Annotated in this window: 16 protein-coding genes; 7 read left to right on the top strand and 9 right to left on the bottom strand. The window is 60.5% G+C overall.

Going from position 1 to position 20,893, the window contains the following annotated elements; genetic code table 11:
- The first annotated feature begins 3 nt into the window (after positions 1-3).
- Positions 4-480: a TonB system transport protein ExbD gene (gene exbD, locus H6M51_RS21820; protein ID WP_185811915.1), complete on the top strand. Its 477-nt coding sequence runs from the start codon at positions 4-6 to the stop codon at positions 478-480.
- On the top strand, positions 477-1,409 hold the full coding sequence (locus H6M51_RS21815) for a TonB family protein (protein WP_185811914.1): 933 nt from the start codon (positions 477-479) through the stop codon (positions 1,407-1,409). The genes exbD and H6M51_RS21815 overlap by 4 nt, the downstream gene beginning before the upstream one ends.
- Here the strand turns inward: H6M51_RS21815 and H6M51_RS21810 are convergent.
- From H6M51_RS21810 to H6M51_RS21800, 3 genes are all read right to left on the bottom strand, one after another.
- Complete coding sequence (locus H6M51_RS21810; protein WP_185811913.1) at positions 1,396-2,937, bottom strand: AAA family ATPase; 1,542 nt, start codon at positions 2,935-2,937, stop codon at positions 1,396-1,398. The genes H6M51_RS21815 and H6M51_RS21810 overlap by 14 nt on opposite strands.
- A gap of 122 nt (positions 2,938-3,059) precedes the next feature.
- On the bottom strand, positions 3,060-4,601 hold the full coding sequence (locus tag H6M51_RS21805; RefSeq protein ID WP_185811912.1) for an aldehyde dehydrogenase family protein: 1,542 nt from the start codon (positions 4,599-4,601) through the stop codon (positions 3,060-3,062).
- A 38-nt stretch (positions 4,602-4,639) separates the two neighbouring features.
- Positions 4,640-5,923 carry an FAD-binding oxidoreductase gene (locus tag H6M51_RS21800; RefSeq protein WP_185811911.1) on the bottom strand — a complete coding sequence of 428 codons (1,284 nt, stop codon included), beginning with the start codon at positions 5,921-5,923 and terminating at the stop codon, positions 4,640-4,642.
- A gap of 156 nt (positions 5,924-6,079) precedes the next feature.
- Between H6M51_RS21800 and H6M51_RS21795 the strand changes: the two genes are divergently transcribed.
- The gene (locus H6M51_RS21795) at positions 6,080-6,979 is read left to right on the top strand and encodes a LysR family transcriptional regulator (RefSeq protein WP_185811910.1); all 900 of its coding nucleotides are present in this window, start codon (positions 6,080-6,082) and stop codon (positions 6,977-6,979) included.
- 10 nt (positions 6,980-6,989) lie between these two features.
- On the opposite strand, the gene H6M51_RS21790 is transcribed toward H6M51_RS21795, so the two are convergent.
- The 3 genes from H6M51_RS21790 to purU form a co-directional block, all read right to left on the bottom strand.
- Positions 6,990-7,397: a DUF3307 domain-containing protein gene (locus tag H6M51_RS21790; protein ID WP_185811909.1), complete on the bottom strand. Its 408-nt coding sequence runs from the start codon at positions 7,395-7,397 to the stop codon at positions 6,990-6,992.
- A gap of 162 nt (positions 7,398-7,559) precedes the next feature.
- Positions 7,560-10,487 (bottom strand): aminotransferase, encoded by a 2,928-nt coding sequence (locus tag H6M51_RS21785; protein ID WP_185811908.1) that lies wholly within the window; start codon positions 10,485-10,487, stop codon positions 7,560-7,562.
- 115 nt (positions 10,488-10,602) lie between these two features.
- A complete protein-coding gene (purU, locus tag H6M51_RS21780) occupies positions 10,603-11,487 on the bottom strand; it encodes a formyltetrahydrofolate deformylase (protein ID WP_185811907.1) in 885 nt (294 codons plus the stop codon).
- A gap of 434 nt (positions 11,488-11,921) precedes the next feature.
- Here purU and H6M51_RS21775 point away from each other — a divergent pair, with 434 nt between their 5' ends.
- The 3 genes from H6M51_RS21775 to H6M51_RS21765 all read left to right on the top strand — a co-directional run bounded on the left by H6M51_RS21775 (position 11,922) and on the right by H6M51_RS21765 (position 15,363).
- Positions 11,922-12,980, top strand: coding sequence for a glycoside hydrolase family 5 protein (locus H6M51_RS21775; protein WP_185811906.1), 1,059 nt, complete (start codon positions 11,922-11,924; stop codon positions 12,978-12,980).
- Positions 12,981-13,076: 96 nt separating this feature from the next.
- On the top strand, positions 13,077-14,066 hold the full coding sequence (locus H6M51_RS21770) for a glycosyltransferase family 2 protein (protein WP_185811905.1): 990 nt from the start codon (positions 13,077-13,079) through the stop codon (positions 14,064-14,066).
- A gap of 88 nt (positions 14,067-14,154) precedes the next feature.
- A complete protein-coding gene (locus H6M51_RS21765) occupies positions 14,155-15,363 on the top strand; it encodes an O-antigen ligase (protein ID WP_246780637.1) in 1,209 nt (402 codons plus the stop codon).
- 12 nt (positions 15,364-15,375) lie between these two features.
- On the opposite strand, the gene H6M51_RS21760 is transcribed toward H6M51_RS21765, so the two are convergent.
- Positions 15,376-17,070: a GumC family protein gene (locus H6M51_RS21760; protein ID WP_185811903.1), complete on the bottom strand. Its 1,695-nt coding sequence runs from the start codon at positions 17,068-17,070 to the stop codon at positions 15,376-15,378.
- A gap of 129 nt (positions 17,071-17,199) precedes the next feature.
- Between H6M51_RS21760 and H6M51_RS21755 the strand changes: the two genes are divergently transcribed.
- Entirely contained in the window at positions 17,200-18,495 is a 1,296-nt protein-coding gene (locus tag H6M51_RS21755) for a lipopolysaccharide biosynthesis protein (RefSeq protein WP_185811902.1), read from the top strand.
- Positions 18,496-18,503: 8 nt separating this feature from the next.
- Here H6M51_RS21755 and H6M51_RS21750 read toward each other — a convergent pair whose 3' ends face one another.
- Together H6M51_RS21750 and H6M51_RS21745 are read right to left on the bottom strand one after the other, a co-directional pair.
- Positions 18,504-19,367 (bottom strand): DUF6492 family protein, encoded by an 864-nt coding sequence (locus tag H6M51_RS21750; protein WP_185811901.1) that lies wholly within the window; start codon positions 19,365-19,367, stop codon positions 18,504-18,506.
- Positions 19,364-20,557, bottom strand: coding sequence for a glycosyltransferase family 4 protein (locus tag H6M51_RS21745; protein ID WP_185811900.1), 1,194 nt, complete (start codon positions 20,555-20,557; stop codon positions 19,364-19,366). Before H6M51_RS21745 ends, H6M51_RS21750 begins: the two co-directional genes overlap by 4 nt.
- Positions 20,558-20,893: the final 336 nt, after the last annotated feature.

Below are 20,893 nucleotides of genomic sequence, written 5' to 3'. Positions count from 1 at the left end.
ACGATGGCCGGCGGTATCAGGGATAACGGGTCCGGTGACGATCTCGTGGAGAACCACGAGATCAACGTCACCCCTTTCATCGATGTCATGCTGGTGCTTTTGATCATCTTCATGGTGGCGGCACCGCTTTCGACCGTCGACGTGAATGTCGATCTGCCGGCCTCCACAGCAAAACCGGCCGAGCGGCCCGATGAGCCTGTTTACGTCAGCCTCAAGGAGGACATGAGCCTTTCGCTCGGCAATGATACGGTTGCCCGCGAGGCGCTGGGCGTTTCGCTGGATCGCATGACGGAGGGCAACAAGGATGCCCGCATCTTCCTGCGCGCGGACAAGACGGTGGACTACGGCCAGTTCATGGAGGTCATGAACCTTCTGCGTGAGGCCGGCTACCTGAAGATCGCGCTTGTCGGACTGGAGACGGTTCCGGCCGCCCCCGTCCAGGAGGGCGCAAGCGCTGGCTCTGCGGAGCCCAGGCCATGATCGAGCCCCGCTCCACAAAACGGATCCTTGGTGAGGGGCTGTTGTGGACCACGGCCGGCGTGTTGATCGTCACGGCCCATGCGGGCGCCGTGGCCGTTCTGTTGCGCGAGCCTAAGGTGGAACTGGCCGACAGCGGACCGCCGCCCGCGATCATGATCGAACTTGCGGCCCTGCCCGAAGCCGTCATTACCGATGAGACCGAAATCTCCACCGATCAGGTGGACGCGGAAGAGGTCAAGACGGCAACAAGCGAGCCCCAGCCGGAGCCAATTCCGCAGCCTGTCGCGCAACCCTTGCCGGAGCCTCCGCCCCCGGAGCCCGAGCCGGAGCCGGAAGTCGCGGAAGCGCTGCCGGAACCGCCTCCGATCGTCGAGCCTGAGCCCTTGCCAGAGCCGCCCCCGGAAATCGATCCTATCGAGGAGCTGGTGATGGCGGAGCTCGCAAATGTCGAGGTTCCGATCCCGATGATGCGGCCGCCGGTGCCCAAGCCCGAGATCGCGAAGAAGAAGGCGACCCCGCCGAAGAAGGTGGTGAAGAAACCCCATGTGCAGCCGCCGGCTTCACAGGCGGCGCGCACGGCCAAGGCAGAGGTCGTGCAGTCGACTCGCAATGCTGCTGCCGCTTCCGCGAGCGGCGCGGGGCAGAATGTCTCGCCCGCAAGATGGCAGTCTCGTTTGATGTCCCATCTCGAACGCCGCAAGCGTTACCCGAGCGCTGCCCGAAGCAACCGGGAAGAGGGCACCGTCTATGTCCGGTTCAAAATAGACGATTCCGGCAATGTGCTGTCCGTCTCCCTCTCCCGCTCGTCTGGCTATCCGACGCTGGACAATGCCGTTCTTGACATGGTGCGCGCTGCTTCCCCGGTTCCGGCACCGCCTGCTGGCGTCAGCAAGACCATAACGGCCCCGGTCAGATTCAATCTGCGCTGATCGCTGCCGTCCTGAGCAGGTCCAGCGCCTCCTGCCTTACCTTGAGGATAGGGCGGCCGGCATCGATGCGGTGCCAAAGGATTGGGCCTGTTGCGCGCTCCAATTGCTGATCAAGCACATGGACCGTCGCATCCGAGTCGCGAACCGGTCGTTCCTGAATGCGGGCTCGAAGGGTGGCCGGATCGGCTTCCAGCCAAAGCCCGAGAAACGGAACATCGTTCTCCTGTGCCACCTTCTGGAGTGTTGCCCTTTCGGCTGCATTCGCGAAGACCGCATTGGCAACAACGCAGCCGCCAGACTTCAAGACCATATCCGCCTTTTCGACAATGGCCGCATATACACGCGCCGAAACCTCTGGTTTGTAAGCCTCTTCCGGCATCGGATGGCCCCGTGTGTGGCCGAGCATGGCGCGGCGAAGCCGGTCGCTTTCGAGCAGTCGTGCGCCGGGAGCCAGCCCGATATGAGGCGCCATGGCTTCCGCGAGTGTCGATTTACCGGAGCCGCTCAATCCGCCGACGGCAACCAATACCGGTTGTTTTCGCTCTAACAGATCGAGTGCGAGATCCCGATAGGCAAGTGCTTCCTTTGCCGCCTTGCCGGATGGGTCACCGAGGTCCCGAAGCTGTGTTGCACCGACATGGGCGCGAATGGCGGCTCTCAAGGCCAGGAAAAACGGCAATAGGCCGAAGCCCGCATCGTCACCGGTGCGGTCGAGATAGCGATTGACGACGGCATTGGCAAAGTCCGGCAGGTTACGGTGCCACAGGTCCATCAGCAGGAAGGCCAGATCATAGAGAATGTCCGAGGTTGCCAGATGCTCGTTGAAGTCGATGCAGTCGAACATGCGCGCACCTTCGGGCCCAAGGAAGATGTTGTGCAGATGGAGGTCGCCATGGCAGTGACGGATCGTGCCATCCTGCTCTCGTCCGTCGAGCAGTGTGCCATGGCGATCAAGAGCCCGCTGAAAGAGATCAGTCAGGTGCCGAGTTTCGGCAGCAGAAAAAAGAGGCACGGCAGAAAAGGCCGCGTGGTTGATATCAAGAATGGCCGCGAGGTTCGCACGACCGCTGCCGGTGTGCAGCACCCTGGCCTCCTTGTGAAAGTCGGCAATGCGCTCGGCCGTCTCTTCCATCAGGGGCTTCGACAAAACGCCCGACTCCGCCATCCTGTCGAATAGCACATCCTGCGAGAAACGGTGCATCTCGACCACATAGTCGATGGGGACGCCTTCTCCATCAAACGCTAGTTTTCCGCTGGCGTCGCGGCTGATAGCCCTGACGCCTAGGTAGATCTCCGGTGCGGTCCGGCGGTTGAGAGCGATCTCGGCCTCGCAGCAACGCCTGCGGAGATCGAGCGTCGAGAAGTCGGCATAGGGTAGCTTGACCGCCCGCTTCAGCTTGTAGGCCTTGTCTCCGGCCAGGAAGATCAAAGAGATGTGAGTCTCGATCACTTCGACGAGCGAGGTGGTGCCGTGGCTTGCGCGGGATCGCAGAAAGGCGATGGTTGCGGATTGGTCCTCGGCTGGCATGCATCCCCCACATCTGACGGTTGCCGCAGCTTCACAAATTCACAGGCCAAAGGCCAGTGCCGGGCACATGGACCTTTGTCGCAGAATCAAGGGCCGGCGCATTGCCACCGGCCCTTCGCCGTTCACTCGATGTCGAACTTGACGCCCTGGGCGAGCGGCAGGGTGCGACCGTAGTTCACGGTATTGGTCTGGCGGCGCATATAGGCCTTCCAGCTGTCGGAGCCGGATTCGCGGCCGCCGCCGGTTTCCTTCTCGCCACCGAAGGCGCCGCCGATTTCTGCACCCGACGGGCCGATGTTCACGTTGGCGATGCCGCAATCCGAACCGCGATCGGAGACGAAGGCTTCCGCCTCGCGGATGTCGTTGGTGAAGATCGACGAGGAGAGACCCTGCGGCACGTCGTTGTTCAGCGCCAGGGCGTCGTCGAAATTCGTATATTTGATGACGTAGAGGATCGGCGCGAAGGTCTCCTCTACGACCGGGCCGCATTGCTCTGGCATCTCGACAAGGGCTGGGCGCACGTAGAAGGCGTCGGCCGCCTCGTCGGCGCGCACGCGGTCACCGCCATGGACCTTGCCGCCATTGGCCTTTGCGGCCTCAAGCGCGTGGTGCATACGGTCGAAGGAGCCCTTGTCGATCAGCGGCCCGATCAGATTGCCGGCTTCCAGCGGATTGCCGATGGTGACCGAGCGATAGGCCTTGATGAGGCGCGGAACCAGCGTGTCGTAGACGCTTTCATGCACGAAGAGACGACGCAGCGTGGTGCAGCGCTGGCCGGCGGTGCCCATGGCTGCGAAGGCGACGCCGCGCAGCGTCAGGTCGAGATCGGCGGTCGAGCCGACGATGGCGGCATTGTTGCCGCCGAGTTCGAGGATCGAGCGGCCGAAGCGGGCGGCGACACGCGGACCGACGGCGCGGCCCATGGCGGTGGAGCCAGTCGCCGAGATCAACGGGACCTTCGGGTGATCGACGAGGATCTCGCCGATGTCACGGCCGCCAATCAGAAGCGTCGAGAGGTTTGCAGGCGCCTTGCCGCCCTGAGCGTTGTAGCGTTTTACGGCCTTCTCGAAGATGGCCTGGGTGGCGATGGCAGTGAGCGGGGTCTTTTCCGACGGCTTCCAGATCGTCGAGTTGCCGCAGACGAGCGCAAGTGCGGCATTCCATGACCAGACGGCGACGGGGAAGTTGAAGGCCGAGATGATGCCGGTGACGCCGAGCGGGTGCCAGGTTTCCATCATGCGGTGTTCGGCGCGTTCGGTCGCGATCGTCAGGCCGTAGAGCTGGCGGGAGAGGCCAACGGCGAAATCGCAGATGTCGATCATTTCCTGGACTTCGCCCAGGCCTTCGGAGGTGATCTTGCCGACCTCGATGGAGACGAGGCGACCGAGTTCGGTCTTGGCCGCGCGCAGTTCCTCGCCAAGCAGGCGGATCAGTTCACCACGCTGCGGGGCAGGCACGAGGCGCCATTCGAGGAAGGCCTTGTGGGCCGCATCGATCGCCTTGCGGGTGTCGTCGGCAGAGATTTCGGCGACGGCTGCAATGGTCTCGCCGTTGATCGGCGAACGAACCGAAAGCGTGCCGCCGGAGAGCGCCTTGGCGTCGACGCCGAAGCTTGCCATCAGCGATGCCGTTTCGGCCGAAAACTTGAGAGTGGCGAGGGTCATGGTGGTCCTTCCGTCAGGTCTACCTGGTTCTTGTTCGTTCAAAATCGTGCGCCGGCCAGGTGCGCCACCTGGGCCCCGGCCTCGTACCATGCTTCCTTCAGGGTGCGGAAGGCTGGTGCTTGTGGATCGGTAAGCGGCAGGGGCAACTCGTCCTCTGACATCTGGCCAAGGATATGGCTGGCTATGGTTTTGCCGAAGACGGTGCCCGGGGAAATGCCGCGGCCGTTGTACCCGGAGAAGCCGATGACGCCGGGTGCAAATTTGTGGAAGCGCGGCAGCGCATTGGTGGTCATGCCGATCTGCCCATACCATTCGCTTTCGAAGGCGATGTCGCCGATCTGTGGGAAGATCGCCTTCAGCGCACGCCGTGCCCAGGACCGGTGGATTGACAGACCCGTGCCGCGTAGGGCGCCAACACTGCCGAAAACCATGCGGCCGGCCTTGTCCATGCGGAAGGAGGAGAGAACCTCCTTGGTGTCCCAGCAGCCCTGGCGCTCTGTCAGTATCGACTTACGCAGGTTGTCGCTCAAGGGGACGGTGGCGAAGTTGAAGTAGGGCAGGTGAACCTGCTCCTCGCGCACGGCGGCGAAGGGGCCGTGGCTATAGGCATCGGTTGCCACGACGATCCATTGGGCATCGACGCTGCCTTCGGATGTCCGGACCTGCCAGCCATCCGCCGCTTTGGCGTAGCTCTCGACCGGGCTCGCCGTGTAGAGAATTGCACCGGCCTTTGCTGCGGCATGGGCAAGGCCGCGGGCGTAGGCGAGCGGCTGCAGCGTACCGGCACGGCGGTCGAGCAGGGCGCCCTGGTAGGCGCGTGTGGCGATCTTTCGCTCGGTCTCGGCTTCGTCGAGCAGTTCCACCGGCGCACCGCGGCGCTGCCACTGCTCTGCTCTTGCTTCGATTTCCTTGCGCCCAGCGTTGCCGACGGCGCAATGCAGCGTGCCCTGCCGCTCAAGCTCGCATTCGATGCCGTGGCGATCGATCAGGTCCATAACGGTGCGAGGACCGTTGCCGAGCAGGTCCAGCAGCCTCTCCCCGTAGACTGGGCCGAGCTCGCCTGGAAGATCGTCGGGCATGACCCACATGCCGGCATTGATCAGGCCGACATTGCGGCCTGCACCGCCAAAGCCGATCTCTTTTGCTTCGAGAAGGATGACGCTGGTGCCCGCTTCAGCAAGATGAAGGGCTGCGGAAAGGCCGGTATAGCCGCCACCGACGATCACGACATCGGCTTTCAACGCACCATTGAGCGACGTCGTCTGCGGTGCAGCCGGCGCCGTCTTTTCCCAAAGACCGTGGGAGCGCGGATCGTCTTGCATGATGTGACCTCGGGGCTCTCGCAATCGTGCCGGGGAGGCTTATCCGGGCATGGCTTGACACCCGATATCATTCCGCCCCGTACAGTCTTGAGTTTTCTAGAAGAGCGTTCTACGCCATTCCAGCGATAAATTCTCAAGAGATCATTCCCGGAAGGCATGACCATGCTCGCCGCCCGTCGATTCCTGCCGTCGTTGTCGCTGCTGACCGCGTTCGAGGCTGCCGCGCGCACCGGCAGCATCACGGCTGCCGCTCGCGAGCTTGATCTGACGCAGAGTGCGGTCAGTCGCCAGATCAAGGCATTGGAAAGCCAGCTTGGCGTTGAACTCTTTCTCCGGGAGCGGCAGACGATCCGGTTGACGGTCGCCGGTGACAGCTATGCCCGCGAGATCCGGGAGGCGCTGAGGCGCATATCCAGTGCCTCCCTCAATCTCCGGGCCAATCCCCATGGTGGGACACTCAATCTCGCGATCCTGCCGACGTTTGGCGCGCGGTGGCTCGCTCCGCGTCTCGGGCAGTTCCTGGCCGCAAATCCCGGGATTACCATCAACCTGGTGACCCGTCTCTCGCCCTTTGATTTCCGACTGGATTCGATTGATGCCGCCATCCACTTCGGTGATCCTGTATGGCCGGGTGCGGAGCTGACGCTGTTGATGCAGGAGGAGACGATTCCGGCCTGCAGCCCGGACTTCAAGCGTGCCAACGGGATCGAGGCACCTGCCGACCTGGTTGATGTGTCGCTCCTGCACCTGACGACGCGGCCCGATGCCTGGGAGCGCTGGTTCACCGAAACGGGCGTCGCCTTTGCCAGCGTGCATGGCATGCTGTTCGACCAGTTCGCCACCGCATCCCAGGCGGCAATCGGTGGGTTAGGTGTGGCGCTCTTGCCGACCTTCCTGATCCAGGATGAGCTGAAACGCGGCGAGCTGGTGCCGGCGGTTGACCGCCCGATACGCAGTGCGCAGCGTTACTATCTCGCTTTCCCGCGCGAGCGGGCAGCCTATCCGCCGCTTGTCGTCTTCAGGGACTGGATCGTCAGAGAACTCGCCCGCAGCTGAGTGGTGACGGTCAGGGCAGACTTGCCGCTGCTGCAATCCAGACTGCGAATACCAGGTGGGTCAGATGGTGGAGGGTCTGATCGGTACCAAAGAGCCACCAGTATGCGGCCTGATCGACCTTGAACCGATAGCGGCCCTGCAGGCTTGTCTTGGCCCGATCGATCGCGCCGTGCACGACTAGATCGACCAGTGCCAGCCAGGCGAGCATTGGCGCCATCAAGAGGGAAATCAGCAGCGTTCCCGCCGCATGAACGGCGATATGGGCGAAGAGCGGCGCAAGCCACCCTTCGCGGCGTTCCTTGCCCATGGCCATCCAGCTGGTCTGCAGAAGAAAGTCGGCCAGCAGATGCTTGAGGATGAACAGAGCGACAGCCCAGATCAGCAGATGACTGGCGATTTGCTCCGGTATGGTGGGCATGTGACTTCCTTCGGCGTTCATTTCTGTCCGAAGATAGACCACTCTTCAAAACGCTGTGAAGCGGCCATTTAGTCTACCCAGATTTGGGCTTTGCAGTTTCTTTACAGCCAGATCGGGTTTCGGCGCTTCCCGTTAGGGCGCTGGTGATGTTTGTGCATTCCATCACCAGCCGTCGGAAAGCACCTTCTCCAGCATGTCGACAAAGTAATCTGCGCTTTCCCAGGCCAGGCAGAGCGGCGGTTTTATTTTCAAAACGTTAAGATGGTCGCCGGTCGGTTGCATGATGACGCCGAGATCAAGAAGGCGATCACAGATCGCTGCCGTCTCTTCGGTGGCCGGCGCCAGGGTTTCGCGATCGCGGACGAATTCCAGGCCGAGATAGAGCCCCATGCCGTGCACGGCACCGACGATCGAAAAGCGCTGGCCCAATGCCTCAAGGCGTGCCTTGAGATGATCCCCCACGTCTCTGGCATTCTCCTGCAACTTCTCGTCCCGCATGATGTCGAGCACGGTCATGCCAACGACACAGCTCACCGGGCTGCCGCCGGACGAGGAGAAGAAGTAGCCTTCCTTCTCCAGGCTGTCGGCGATCTCACGGCGGGTGATGACCACGCCGAGCGGTTGACCGTTGCCCATGCCCTTGGCGGTTGTGATGATGTCTGGCACCACGCCCTGCTGTTCGAAGCCCCAGAAGTGATGGCCGAGACGTCCGTAACCGACCTGCACTTCGTCGGCGATGCACAGGCCGCCGCGGGCGCGTACCAGCGCGTAGACATCCTTCAGGTAACCGGGCGGAAGCGGAATGCCTCCTGCATTGCCGTAGACACTTTCGGCGATGAAGCCGCCAAGCTGTCCGCCGGCATTCTCGATCTCGGCGATCTTTTCGATGACGGCCTGGACATAGCCATCCGTCGCTCCGTCACCACGGTACTTGCCTCGATAGGTGTTGGGCGAGAGCACGGGATGGACCCAGTCCGGACGCGTTTCGAGCGCGCGCGGGTTGTCGGCGATGGAGGTCGAGACCGCGTCGCTGGCCACCGTCCAGCCGTGATAGGCCTCAAGCAGGCTCACAATGTTGCGACGTCCGCTATGGGCCCAGGCGAGACGCAAAGCGAGATCCACGGCCTCCGAGCCCGAGTTTACCAGAAAGACCGTATCCAGGCCTTCAGGCGCAAGAGAGGCCAGGCGTTCGGAAAACTCGACGACTGCCGCATAGTGGAAGCGCGAATTGGTGTTGAGCATCGCCCATTGTCTGCCGACCGCATCGGCAAGGCGCGGATGGCCGTGGCCCAGGATCGTGACGTTGTTGACCATGTCGAGATAGGCGCGGCCCTTGACGTCGAAGAGATGCTCTTTCCAGCCGCGCTCGATCTGTGGCGGATCGGCATAATAGTTCTTCTGCGGCTTTGCGAAGCTCTTGCGGCGCCGCTGAAGCAAGTCCTGGCTCTCAAGCTGGGGTGCGTCAACGCCAACGCCGAGGAGGCGTGACGGGGAGGGGGAGATGCGGGACCAGATGTGGCTTTGCTGAGGCTTTGCAAAGAGCGGCGGAACGAGGTCCGGATCACGGCAAAGCTGGATGCGCAGGCCTCCCACACCTCCCGCGGCGCCCGCAATCTTGCCGATCCGATCGCCCGCTGCCACGCTTGCACCGTCATCGAGACTGCAGTCGATACCATCCAGATGCAGTGAGATATCGGGTGATGTCAGGATCAGATGATGGCCATCCATCATGATCTTTGCATCGAACGGGGCGAATGCTTCAGTTCCGCTCGGAAGGCAAACATCGATGTGCAGTGCAAAGGTTGCGGGCGGGGTCGAAGACCGTGGCTTGGTGTATGACAGCCGGAACTCACCATAACGCGTCGAGGCGACACCGGTTTCCATGGCCGCGCGGGCAAGGAGCTTCCAGTCGATTTCCTGATCGCTCCAACTGTCCCGGGGCAGATCCGGACTGGTGACCGTCAAGTCCGTCAGCCGGAAATCTGCGGGTGCGAGTGACGGGAGTAGCGGATGGGAAACCGAGAATTCAGGCGGTTCGGCAAGCATGCCCGCGGCGTCCATGATGGCTGCTTCCATCAGCGGATAGGGGACCGATGTCGCGACCTCGAAAATCGTTCGCTCGTGCTCGATGTTACTAAGCACATAGTCATTGTCGGGATCGATGGACAGTTGTTGCTCGCTGCTTGCGACCAGCACACCGGCGCGCGCGACGATCAGGGGCCAGAGCGCCTTCAGTTCCGCCTCGTTCAGCGGGTAGTGCGCGTGGAAGGCTTTAACGGCCGGGAGAATGAAGAAGGGGTCGCCATCGGCGTGATGCAGCAGGGCAGCGCAGGTGACGGCCAGATCTGCAACCAGCCAGCCGTAGAGAACGTCGCCGAAATCGATGACGCCGTCGGGAAGGAGCCGGCCCGTGGCATTCGGAGTTGCCACTATGTTGTCGTCGGTGATGTCGTGATGGATTGGCTGAATGCGCAGCGCTGACGCCAGCGGCTGCAGGCGCTTGACGGCCACGATCATCGCCTTGGCGATCCGGTCCCGCTGTTTCTCGTCCGAAACCGATTTCAGGAGATGCAGGGCAACCGGTCCCGCCCGGCGAAGGTCCCATTGCAGCTCGCGCTCGAGCCCGCTGTGACGGAAGTCCTTCAACCCGCTTGCAACCCGCGCCACCACATCGCCGAAGGACGCGACGACCTCTGGCGCAAGGTATTTCTGGCGAGTGAGCGGTTGGCCATCGAGGTAGGACAGAAGCCGGATCCAGTAGTATTCGCCGCCGACCTCGATCTGCGGGATGTACTCACCGGTCAGTGCGGGGATCGGTTCGGGCACACGCAAACCGATATCGAGATTGCGTAGATGCTCCATGGCCCGGTTCTGGGCATCCAGTTCCTGCTGCGGATATTGCGCGCGGGTCACTTTCAGAACCAAGCGTTCTTCGCCCGTGTCGATGAGGAAATTTCGATCCTGCTGGCTGCCCAACTCCCGGATAGAACCGCTAAAGCCATAGAACTCATTGAAGATGATCTTGGCGTCAGCGAGCGAGACATTGGGGCGCGGCAATTCAGTGCGCTGAAGCAGAGCCGATTCGGCCATACATTTTCTCCCGGAGAATCATGTCGGGACATTAGCAGAGCTTCGTTTTGCGTCTATCCCGGACCGGATTTCCGTTGATAGACGAAGGGCGCCCTTTGCGGCGCCCTTGTCTGGTTCAGCCCATGCGCTCGGAGGCGTAGGAGCCCGGGCTTGCCGGGAAGACGACAGTCCGGTTGCCGTTGATGAAGGTGCGGTGGTGGATGTGGGCGTGGATCGCTCGCGCCAGTACCTGGCTTTCAACGTCGCGGCCGATCGAGACATAGTCCTCTGCCGACTGCGCGTGGGTGATGCGGGCAACGTCCTGCTCGATGATCGGGCCTTCATCGAGGTCAGCCGTGACGTAGTGGGCGGTCGCGCCGATCAGCTTGACGCCACGCTCGAAGGCCTGCTTGTAGGGATTGGCACCCTTGAAGGACGGCAGGAAGGAGTGGTGGATGTTGATGATCTTGCCGGACATCTTGCGGCACATGTCGTCGGAGAGCACCTGCATGTAGCGCGCGAGAACGATCAGTTCGGTCCCGGTCTGATCGACCAGATCCATGATCCGGGCCTCGGCATCGGGCTTGTTTTCCTTCGTCACCTTGATGTGGTGGAAGGGGATGTCGTGGTTGACGACGACCTTCTGGTAGTCGAAGTGGTTCGAGACGACGCCGACGATATCGATCGGGAGCGCGCCGATCTTCCAGCGATAGAGCAGGTCGTTCAGGCAGTGGCCGAAGCGCGATACCATCAGGAGCACCTTCATGCGCTGGGCCGCGTCATAGAGGTTCCAGTTCATGCCGAACTTCTCGGCGACGGCCACGAAACCCTTGTCCAGCTTGGCTTGCGTCACGCCTCCCTCCGAGATGAAGGAGACGCGCATGAAGAAGTGGCCGGTGTGGAGATCGTCGAACTGCGAACTATCGACGATGTTGCAGCCCTGCTCGGCAAGATAACCCGAAATCGCAGCCACGATGCCGCGAGTGGACTGGCAGGATACGGTCAAAACATAGCTCGTCATCGGTTCTCTCATCTCCTCGGCATGGCGCAGGCGCCTTGTCTCTATCGCATGTGCGGCACGATCGGAAGTGTGCCGCATGGCGGACCTCTCCGTCGTGTTTCAAGGCCTTCGGTGAGCGCAGCGGCGATCTCCGCACCTTTTCGCTGGCAGAGATTAGGCCAGGAAATGCAAAACCCCGTTCCCATTGCGTCTTCCGAGGGCGCATCTTCGCTGTTTCCATGGTCGTCAGAGAGAAAACGTCACGATGCGGATGGCCGCTACAGCGGATTGCGCAGGCAGATCTCGGCTGGCCGTATCTCGCATCCGTTCCGCAAGGTGTCATCCGGTGGGTGTGGCAGTTATTCGCATCAATGTTTTTGCAGAACCAGAATGACAGCGCGCGAGACGCCCTCTAAGACTTCTGCCAGGGAAGGTCATGGGCAGGTTCGAGAACTATGAAGCGGAATTTTTTGTTTTGCCTGATTTCCGGCGTTGTCGCCTTGGCAACTCCGCTGGGCTCAACGGCAGCTTCGGATAGCGCATGCTATCGCGGGATCAACCTGGCAGGGGCCGAGTTCGGCAATCTGGAGGGTGTGTATGGCGAGGGATACATCTACCCCTCCCTTGAAACGATCACCTATTTCGCGGGCAAGGGCTTCAACACCGTGCGGCTGCCGTTCCTCTGGGAGCGTCTGCAGCCGAAGCTCAACAGCGAGTTCGATCCGGCTGAACTTGACCGACTCCGTGAAACTGTCGCGACGATCGGGTCCTTCAATCAGACCGTCATTCTGGATCCGCATAATTACGCCCGGTATTTCGGCAAACTGATCGGAACGGAAGAGGTGCCCGTCTCAGCCTTCGTCGACTTCTGGCGGCGGCTGGCCGAGGAGTTCGCCGGAGACAAACATGTCGTCTTCGGCCTGATGAATGAGCCGTTCGACATCTCGTCGACGGATTGGCGTGATGCGTCCAACGCGGCCATCGCACAAATCCGCAAGTCGGGAGCAGACAATCTCATTCTGGTCCCGGGCACATCGTGGTCGGGCGCGCATAGCTGGTTCGGTGACTGGTATGGTGGAGCGAATGCCGAGGTGCTCCTGGATATCAAGGACCCTGCCAACAACTACGCCTTCGAGATCCACCAGTATTTCGACGATGACTTTTCGGGTACCTTGAACAACTGCAGCCGAGCCTCGGATGCTGTCGACTCCATACGCCGGGTCGGCGAATGGCTCAGGAAGACGGGGCAGCGAGGCTTCCTTGGAGAATTCGGTGTGCCGGGCACGCCAGAATGCACGGCGGTACTGACCGATGTGGTCAAGCTGCTCGATCAAGACAAATCGTCCTGGATCGGCTGGACGTATTGGGCTGCCGGTGACTGGTGGCCTGAGACCGAAGAGCTGAACATCCAGCCGACCAAGAATGGAGACCGACCGCAATTGAAGGGGTTGGCGCCGGTGCTCAACGATTTTGTCGGAGCCACTGAAGGCTGTCCGGCCCTTGAGCGCCGCTAAATCCTGTGTCTTGACCGAAAGGGCTCGAGGTTAAGCTGGTATCAACAGTTTTCGTATTTGCTCGGCACAGTTCCGCACATTCGAAAGAGTTCCAGATTGGCCTTACCGGATCACATCGAGCTGGTCACGCAAACGCCGGATCTGGCGCATGAAGATATCACTGTCGTTGTGACAGTGCCGACCTTTCGCCGCCCGGTGCATCTTCTCAAGACGCTCGCCAGTCTCGCCTCACAAAGGACTGCCCGTCGGTTCGCCGTCGTGCTGGTCGATAACGACAGTGACGGCCGTGAAGGCGTCATCGCGGCAAAGCCGTTGTTCGATGCCGGGGAGCTCAATGGTATCCTCATCGTCGAAAGCCTGCGCGGCAACTGCAATGCCTATAATGCGGCCTGGGTGACGGCGCTTCGGTTTTTCCCCAACATGAGCCATGTGCTCGTCATCGATGATGACGAGATCGCTGGTCCCGACTGGATCGAGACCATGAGCCGCACCAAGGAAAGCTTCCTCGCCGATCTGGTCGGTGGTCCTCAGGTGCCGGTCTTCCCGACGACAGAGACGGGTGACGTGCCGCAGCATCCCGTGTTCACGCCGCCGTATCGCGCGACAGGACCCGTCCCGCTTCTCTATTCCTCAGGCAATCTGCTGGTCTCGCGCAAGGTGCTCGAAGCCAATGACTATCCGTTCCTTGATCCCAGGTTCAACTTCATTGGCGGAGGTGACGCCAATTTCATCGATCGATCGGTACGAAGAGGCTTCAGAACTGCCTGGTGCGCCGATGCGCCTGTTTATGAGACGGTGCCGGCAAATCGTCTGGAACCGTCCTGGTTGCGTGCCCGTGGAATCCGTGACGGTGTGATCTCGACCCTTGTGGAAAAGGGGCGTCGTTCTCAACAGCCTCTGGGCGCAGCGCGGGTGTTCCTCAAAAGCCTGGCCTTGCTTGGCCTGTCGCCGTTGAAGGCGCTTTTGGCCGCCCGGCGCCTGGGATCGCTTCGGAACAGCCTCTATTATGTTCATGTCGGTCTCGGCCGGACGCTTGCTCATTTCGGATATGCCGATGAACAGTACCGACATACGGACGGTCGCTGACCGAAGTGTCGCGATCGCAGGACCTGTCAATCCTGCCCATGTGTTGCGGCGGGCTGCTGTTGTCGTGAGCATCCTGCTGTTCACCATCATGCTCATCTCTTTCCAGCCGTTCTCGCCGGTTCACGAGGGGGTGGAGGAAGGCGGCAATCTGGTCAATCAGCTGGGTTTCGGCCTGCTGGGCCTCATCGCGTTGTGCTCCCTGCTGATGCTGGCCGATCTGCGCAAACTCCCGTCGCTGGTCGGGCCGACCTGGATCCTGATGGTGGGGTTCCTTCTGCTTTCCGGTTTCTCAAGTCCGGATCCGAACGCCACGTTTCGCGGCATCATTCTTACCCTGATCGTCATGATGACGATCGTGACCGTCCTGGTCCTGCCCCAGGATGGCGACGGTTACGCGCGGATGCTGAGGGTGGTGGCCGGAACCGTCATCGCCGTGTGTTATGCCGGAATCCCCTTGTTCCCGTCGCTTGCAACCCATGGCTCCGACGCGCTGGAGCCACAGAATTCCTATTTGTGGCGTGGCGTCTTCACGCACAAGAACATCGCCGGTCCAGTCATGGCGGCCTTCGCCTTTGCTGCCATCTACCTTTGGAGACGTGGTGACCGCTGGGCCGGCTTCCTGATCGGTCTTTCGGCACTGGTCTTCATCGGCCAGACCGGGTCCAAGACCACGCTAGGACTGGTCCCGGTCGCGGCTTTCTTGGTTTTGCTGCCGAGTGCACTCGGTCTGCGCATCCTGACGCCACTCGCGGTGTTCTGCTGCCAGCTCGCCTTTGCCCTCCTGACCTTTGGTTCCGTTCTGATCGAACCGATCCACCAGTTCGTTTTGTCATTGGGTATCGACCCGACATTTACCGGGCGTGTGTCCATCTGGAAGTTCGGGCTCGATGCATTGGCCGATCGTCCGCTCACGGGCTTCGGTTATGAGAGCTTCTGGAGCACCGACCTGGTTCGCTATGCAGCCAACCCGTATTATCTCGACTGGGACGTGCGCGGGATCGTCCATGCGCATAACGGCTATCTGGATATTGCGCTTTCGATGGGCGTCCCGGCGCTGGTGGTGGCGATTGCAGTTCTGATCCTGTTTCCTCTTGTGGATTACATGCGCTGCAGGCCGGTTCGGGAAAACAGGCTGCTTGCCGACTTCTTCATGATGATCGTCTTTTTCACGACGCTGAATGCGATGATGGAGAGTTTCTTCTTCCGGCGCATGGATCCGGTCTGGATGTTCTGCTTCTTCGGCGTGATCGGGTTAAGGCTCGTAGCCCGGGTGGCCATTCCCCGCAAATGCAGCTGAAACGGCCGTCCGTCAGACCGTTGCCTCGTCTCGATTTTTTCGCAGGCGTGCGAAGTTCAGTCCGAGAGCAATCAGCACTCCGACACCAAAGCCGGCGATCAGGCCGCCAAGGGCGATGATCTTTCTGGAAGGTCCGATCGGTTCGAGCGGCGGTCTCGCCTCGGAGAGCACCTGCACATTTGCGAGCGTTATCGCTTCCTGTTCTCCGGTTTCCCGTGTTCTCAGCAGGAAGGATTCGTATACGGAGCGACGCGCTGCTGCCTCCCGCTCAAGCTCGCGTAGGGTGACCAAGCGGTCATTGTTGGATGCCTGGGTGTCCTTCAGCTCCCGCAGGCGGCTCGTGAGCGCCACTTCCTGCTGAAGGGAGCGATCCAATTCCACCTGGAGCGCACTTCGGATACGGCCCAGTTCCTCGCGGATCTGGTTGCGCATCCCGCCTGCTTGAGAGCTCGCCTCGATGTATTTCGGGTGCTGCGGTCCATAGCGGGCGGCGATCGCTTCGAGTTCTTTGCTGAGGTCCGCATAGCGCGTTCGCAGGACCGCGATGGTATCAGAGCTTACATCTTCAGGAAGCGCCAGGTCCGAGCCGCTCGAGGCCGACATCTTCGCAATGCTGGTGATCTTGGCCCGCAATCCCGCCGTCTCCACCCGCAGCGCGCTCAGCTTCTCGTTCAGCAGCTTGAGGTCGTTGTCCACGATCAGCTTGCCGTCCACGTTGACCAGGTCGTTCGAATTGCGGAAGCTTTCTGCAGCCTTCTCCGCCTCCTCGAGTTTCATACGAAGATCGGCCAGTCGGCCTGCCAGCTCATCCGATGTCCGGCGTACGGCGTCGGATTGCATGGAGGCGAGTTCCCGCTGGAAAACGCTGCTGACGATGTTCGCCAGACGAGCCGACTTTTCAGGGTCCCGGGTTTCCGCTGATATCGAAAAGATGAACGTCTTTTCGTCTCGATTTACATTGATGACCCTATGCAGATGGTTGAGGACGCGAGACTCGATGTTCTGCTCATTCGCCGAGGACGCTCTTTGCCATAGTCCGCCCAGGCCCGACGGCGTCAGGCTTCCGTTGAATTCCGGATCCTGCTTCAGATTGGCCGCATCGATCACCTTCAGCAAGACACTGTTGGATTTGACTATTCGTGCCTGGCTTTCCACCACGGCGAGCGAGGCATCGGTCGGCAACTGGTCGGTCGTCAGTTGGTCGCCCACGGCGCGGATCTGACGCGGGTCTACGAGGATGTCACTGCTGGCAATCCAAAGCTTCGGCAGGGTCATGGCGTAGGCGCCAGCAAATACACCGCCGACAATCGTCGAGGCGATCAGGATGCGATGGGAGCGCTTCAAGATGTCGATGACGACGAGAGGATCGATCAGTGGCTTCCAATCGGCCATTTCCTCTGCCGAGGGCCTGGCGTCTGGATTTGAACCGAGGCCCTGACGGGCCGTCGTTTGCGGAGCAGGCTTCTCCTGGGGCGCAGCCGACTGCGGCTCCGGCTTTGGTTCCTCGAACTCCATGCTGTTGACCTGGCCCTCCAACATGGAGACCCGGGCCCGGAGAAAATCGAGATAATCGTCATGACGCTCGAGCATGTCCCTGAGCGAGGGGCGGCCGGAGCGAGGACCAGAAGACTGGCCGGAGACAGATCCGGTGGCTCCCAGGCCGTGCTTCTTGTCTCCGTGGCTATTGCGTTCGTCGCGCAGATACATATCGCCCCTTGCTTCGGCAAATGGTTCGCTTGGCGCAAATCTAATTTTTTTAGAAAAACAAATGGTTAACAAATCGGAAAATTAACTCTTTCGAACTTATGCTGCTAGCATCCCAGCACTGCCCGATTTATGGCTGACAACCTGAGCAACTCTGGACCCGATGTGAAAGCGATCCTCCGACATTTCGCCGCAAACCAGCATTTGGTGGGCGCGTATCTTTCCGTGATCTCCGGTTCGGCCGGGCGCTTGGTCGTATCCCTCGTCTACTTCATCATTCTCGCCAATACCCTGCCGATCGCCGATTATGGTGTCTTCGCCACAGCCTCAGGCACTGGCCTGGTCCTCTCACGCCTTCTGGCGCTCGGGTTCAGTTCACCATTGTATCGGATCGCGGTGGTCAAGCCGCAGCTCCTGGGCGTATACACGGTCGGCTACCTGCTGGCGTCTGTCGTCTCGCTCCCGCTTGTCGCGCTCGCAGCGCTGGCAATCTACTTCACGTTTTTTTCTGAAGACGTCGGCCTCATCACCTTCTCCATCGTGATCGCAACCGAGACACTTCTGTGGCGGTCGGCCGAAATCGTGATCATCGTCAACAACGGATTGAAGCGATTCGCCATTGCTGCTGTTCTGGTGATACTTGGTACGGCGGCACGCGCAGCCGCTGCCTTCTTGTTCTACAACCAGTCGGCTGCACACGACCTGGATCAATGGGTCTGGTGGTATCTAGGGGCCAATGCTCTGTCGCTGGTCGTCGCGCTCTGTTTCTATCCGCGCATGCGATTGCGTTTCGACTTGCGACTTTATCTTCGGCGCGTGCAGGATTCCCTGGCCGTTGCGGGTGCTGAACTCCTGTTCTATCTGCAGTCCGAACTCGACAAGATGATGGTCCTCAGTATCGGCGGCCCCGCCGTCGCTGGCATCTACGCGATCATCATGCGTGTGGTCGATTTGACCGCGCTGCCGATCCGCTCCTTCAACACGATCCTGGTTCAGAAGCTGATGCAGAGTCCGGACCTGCTGCAATCGCTCAGGGTCAAGGTGTTCATTGAAGCCGGGCTGTTGATTGTCTCCGTGGCGGGACTCGGCATGCTCGCCTTTCTCCTGCATCTCTACCCGAATGCCCTCGGTCGGAACGTGGCCCCGGTGGCCGAGCTCTTGCCGCTCGTTCTTCTCGTTCCGGGCTTCCGCAATCTCACGGAGTATCAGAGTGAGTTGATGTATGCCCGTGGACACAGCTGGCTGCGGACCCTGTGTCTGGCCGTGGTGACGCTAAGCAAGGCAGGATTGATAGCCGCCTTGCTTCACAGTTTGGCTCTTGATGGCCAAGGCTGGATTGTCGCCCTGAACGGCGTCTTCGCCGGCCTCTATCTGATTTCGGCGGTGTTCACTTATTCGAGCCTGAGAATGCCGGCAAATCGGGTCTGAAAAATCGATTACAGGCCGAGGATGCGTCGAATGTCAGCCGGTTCAAGGCCCAGGAATGACTGCATGCCGAGAGCGACCTGCTCGGGTGCCATGTTCCGGACGAAGTCGCGGAATTCGTCTTCCGTGGGCGGCGGAGCAAGCCAGAAGACCTTGCAGAGTTCCGTCTGGTCGTGGAAGTGCCCCGCGCCGTTTTCGACGTCGTCCACGAAACGACCATACATCATGCATTCCGAAAAGTTGCGCTGCTTGCCCATCGCGGCGATCCAGTGTTCGCCCGTGACAGTCTCGATGTGCGCACACATTTTCTGGATGCTGCTGCGTTTCCAGGCGATCATGGTCCCGACATAATCGGTCGTCGAACGCTGCGTATCGGGAAGCCCGAACAGTTCGCCGGCATTGGCCGACCAGCGGCGATGTTCGCTCATGCCTTCTGCTTCAAGAGCGCCAGGCCTGACCAGCAGGCGCAATGAAGCATCGCGCCAGAGCTCTCTGCAATCAAAAGGTCTCAACAAGGCGACATCGGAATCGAGATAGAGAAACGCATCGTCGTCGACCAGATCTGCGATTGCGATCCGACGGAACTGCTGGACATGCCATCCGCGAAGCGGTTTGGTCCTGAGTGACAGCCAGATACGGCGTCTGCCCAGGGTGAGCGGATCAGGGAAGACCCTGAGCCAGGATGGCAAGAGGTCCTTTTCTGCGATGATCACCCTGCGTGGCGACTGCAATTGCCGAAAGAGTGGAACGTCACGATCTTCGACGAGAACGTAGTGCTTGGTGTATCCCGAGAGATGCCTGTCCAGCGTTTCGCAGAGCAGCCGAAAACGTTCGAAATCGGCGTGATAACTTGCGGTGACAACGGCTGTCTTCATGACAGTGTTTCCTTTTGAGCCGATTTCTTGCCTGTCAGGAGGCTCAGCATGGCCCCGATACCGGCATCCATGCGGATGCGTTGCTGATCGGCAAACATCGTGCCGTCGAGCCGCTGCAGGTCTCCTCCACGCGCACGACGGATCTTGTCGTTCAGTGCTGCTGCAAAGTCTGCCGGGTCATCGGCGATCGCGCAGTTGGCAGGGATTGTTGCGATACCGCGGACAGAGCTGGTGGTCGCTACGCTTGGAAGTCCGAGCGAAAATGTTTCGATCGTCTTCAGTTGGACTCCGGTGCCGGCCCGACTGATCAGAGGGATGACGGCGCTTGCTGCAACGAAATCTGCGGCCCGATCGATCCGTCCCACAAACTTGACGTCGGGCCAGGCAACCGCAAGATCGTCGGGCGTGCTGCCGGCGACACTGATACGGACATCGTCGAGCAGCATGGGCTTCACCTCTTTGAGAAACCACTCCAAGCCAATTCGGTTGGGATGCCATGTCCATGTCCCGAGCAGGGCAAGATCGTGGGTGAGCTTAGTGGTCACCGGCAGATGGGTCGATCTGGCAATGCTCAAGGGGAGAAATACGGAAGCTTCCGGCCGCCCTCCTAGCTCTGCCAAGTCCTCGGCAGCAAAGGCAACGACACCGGCCGACTGTTCCCGCAACCGGTCTTCCAGTGACTTCAGCAATCGCGCGTCCCGGGCAAACAGAATTCGCTTGATCAGAGAACCGGCGTTTCTCGCGTTCTCGGCCGACGAGCGGTGCTCGACATTATGCGCCACAAAAATCGAAGGCTTTCCGGTGAAGACATGTGGAAACGCTCCGGCCAATGCCACGCCGTTCAAGATGTAGCCGTCGAAATCGCCAGCTGAGGCAATCGCCTTTCGCACCGCCTCTTCAGGGATTACCCGAAGCTTGGCGCTCGACATCGGCAGCCGGCTTGCGAGCGACATCAGCAACCACTTCAGTTTCAGACCGGAGCCGGCTTTTTCGGTCCGCACCTCCACCTCGCCGAGCGAGGCATGAGCACCGGGCGCAACGGCCTGTCCAGGCCAGGCGCAACCGACGACCGTCGTGCGCACGCCCGCCCGTTCAAGACCTTCAAGCAAGGCCCCGTTGGCGAGTTCATACCCAGTCGAAGGATTGGCTTGTGCAACGAGCGATGTGACGAAGAGCAGATGCAAGGACAAATCGCCACCTATGCGAGACACGATACTTTTTTGAGAGGCAAATTTTAAACCTTATTCTCAGTTAGCCGCGTGAACATTCCTTTAAACGCGCCTAATTCAGAAGGCCATTAACTCCGAATTCATGCCTCGATACCTAACGTTTTGCAGGTTTTTGAGGGGTATTCGTCCGTTTGGCAGCGAGCGTCCCTCTTGATCGGATGGGATGTTCCGAGAGCTTCTCAGTGGATCTCGCCGGACGACGGTGGGGTTCCAAGGCAATCGGCAGCGGTCTGTATCGCTTCCCTTTCAGTTGTCTGCATGCCGGGCTTGTCCCGCAGTCATGCGCCTTCGATTGGT

The organism is Rhizobium sp. AQ_MP, from assembly GCF_014237835.1.
Taxonomy (GTDB): Bacteria; Pseudomonadota; Alphaproteobacteria; order Rhizobiales; family Rhizobiaceae; genus Allorhizobium.
Note: the sequence above shows the minus strand (reverse complement) of the source record. Positions and strands in the feature narration are given on the sequence as shown.

What these genes read in the sequence shown, in the direction of transcription:
- exbD (WP_185811915.1), top strand. Translation starts at nt 4, where the DNA reads ATGGCCGGCGGTATCAGGGATAACGGGTCCGGTGACGATCTCGTGGAG.
- H6M51_RS21815 (WP_185811914.1), top strand. Translation starts at nt 477, where the DNA reads ATGATCGAGCCCCGCTCCACAAAACGGATCCTTGGTGAGGGGCTGTTG.
- H6M51_RS21810 (WP_185811913.1), bottom strand. Translation starts at nt 2,937, where the DNA reads ATGCCAGCCGAGGACCAATCCGCAACCATCGCCTTTCTGCGATCCCGC.
- H6M51_RS21805 (WP_185811912.1), bottom strand. Translation starts at nt 4,601, where the DNA reads ATGACCCTCGCCACTCTCAAGTTTTCGGCCGAAACGGCATCGCTGATG.
- H6M51_RS21800 (WP_185811911.1), bottom strand. Translation starts at nt 5,923, where the DNA reads ATGCAAGACGATCCGCGCTCCCACGGTCTTTGGGAAAAGACGGCGCCG.
- H6M51_RS21795 (WP_185811910.1), top strand. Translation starts at nt 6,080, where the DNA reads ATGACCATGCTCGCCGCCCGTCGATTCCTGCCGTCGTTGTCGCTGCTG.
- H6M51_RS21790 (WP_185811909.1), bottom strand. Translation starts at nt 7,397, where the DNA reads ATGCCCACCATACCGGAGCAAATCGCCAGTCATCTGCTGATCTGGGCT.
- H6M51_RS21785 (WP_185811908.1), bottom strand. Translation starts at nt 10,487, where the DNA reads ATGGCCGAATCGGCTCTGCTTCAGCGCACTGAATTGCCGCGCCCCAAT.
- purU (WP_185811907.1), bottom strand. Translation starts at nt 11,487, where the DNA reads ATGACGAGCTATGTTTTGACCGTATCCTGCCAGTCCACTCGCGGCATC.
- H6M51_RS21775 (WP_185811906.1), top strand. Translation starts at nt 11,922, where the DNA reads ATGAAGCGGAATTTTTTGTTTTGCCTGATTTCCGGCGTTGTCGCCTTG.
- H6M51_RS21765 (WP_246780637.1), top strand. Translation starts at nt 14,155, where the DNA reads ATGCTCATCTCTTTCCAGCCGTTCTCGCCGGTTCACGAGGGGGTGGAG.
- H6M51_RS21760 (WP_185811903.1), bottom strand. Translation starts at nt 17,070, where the DNA reads ATGTATCTGCGCGACGAACGCAATAGCCACGGAGACAAGAAGCACGGC.
- H6M51_RS21755 (WP_185811902.1), top strand. Translation starts at nt 17,200, where the DNA reads ATGGCTGACAACCTGAGCAACTCTGGACCCGATGTGAAAGCGATCCTC.
- H6M51_RS21750 (WP_185811901.1), bottom strand. Translation starts at nt 19,367, where the DNA reads ATGAAGACAGCCGTTGTCACCGCAAGTTATCACGCCGATTTCGAACGT.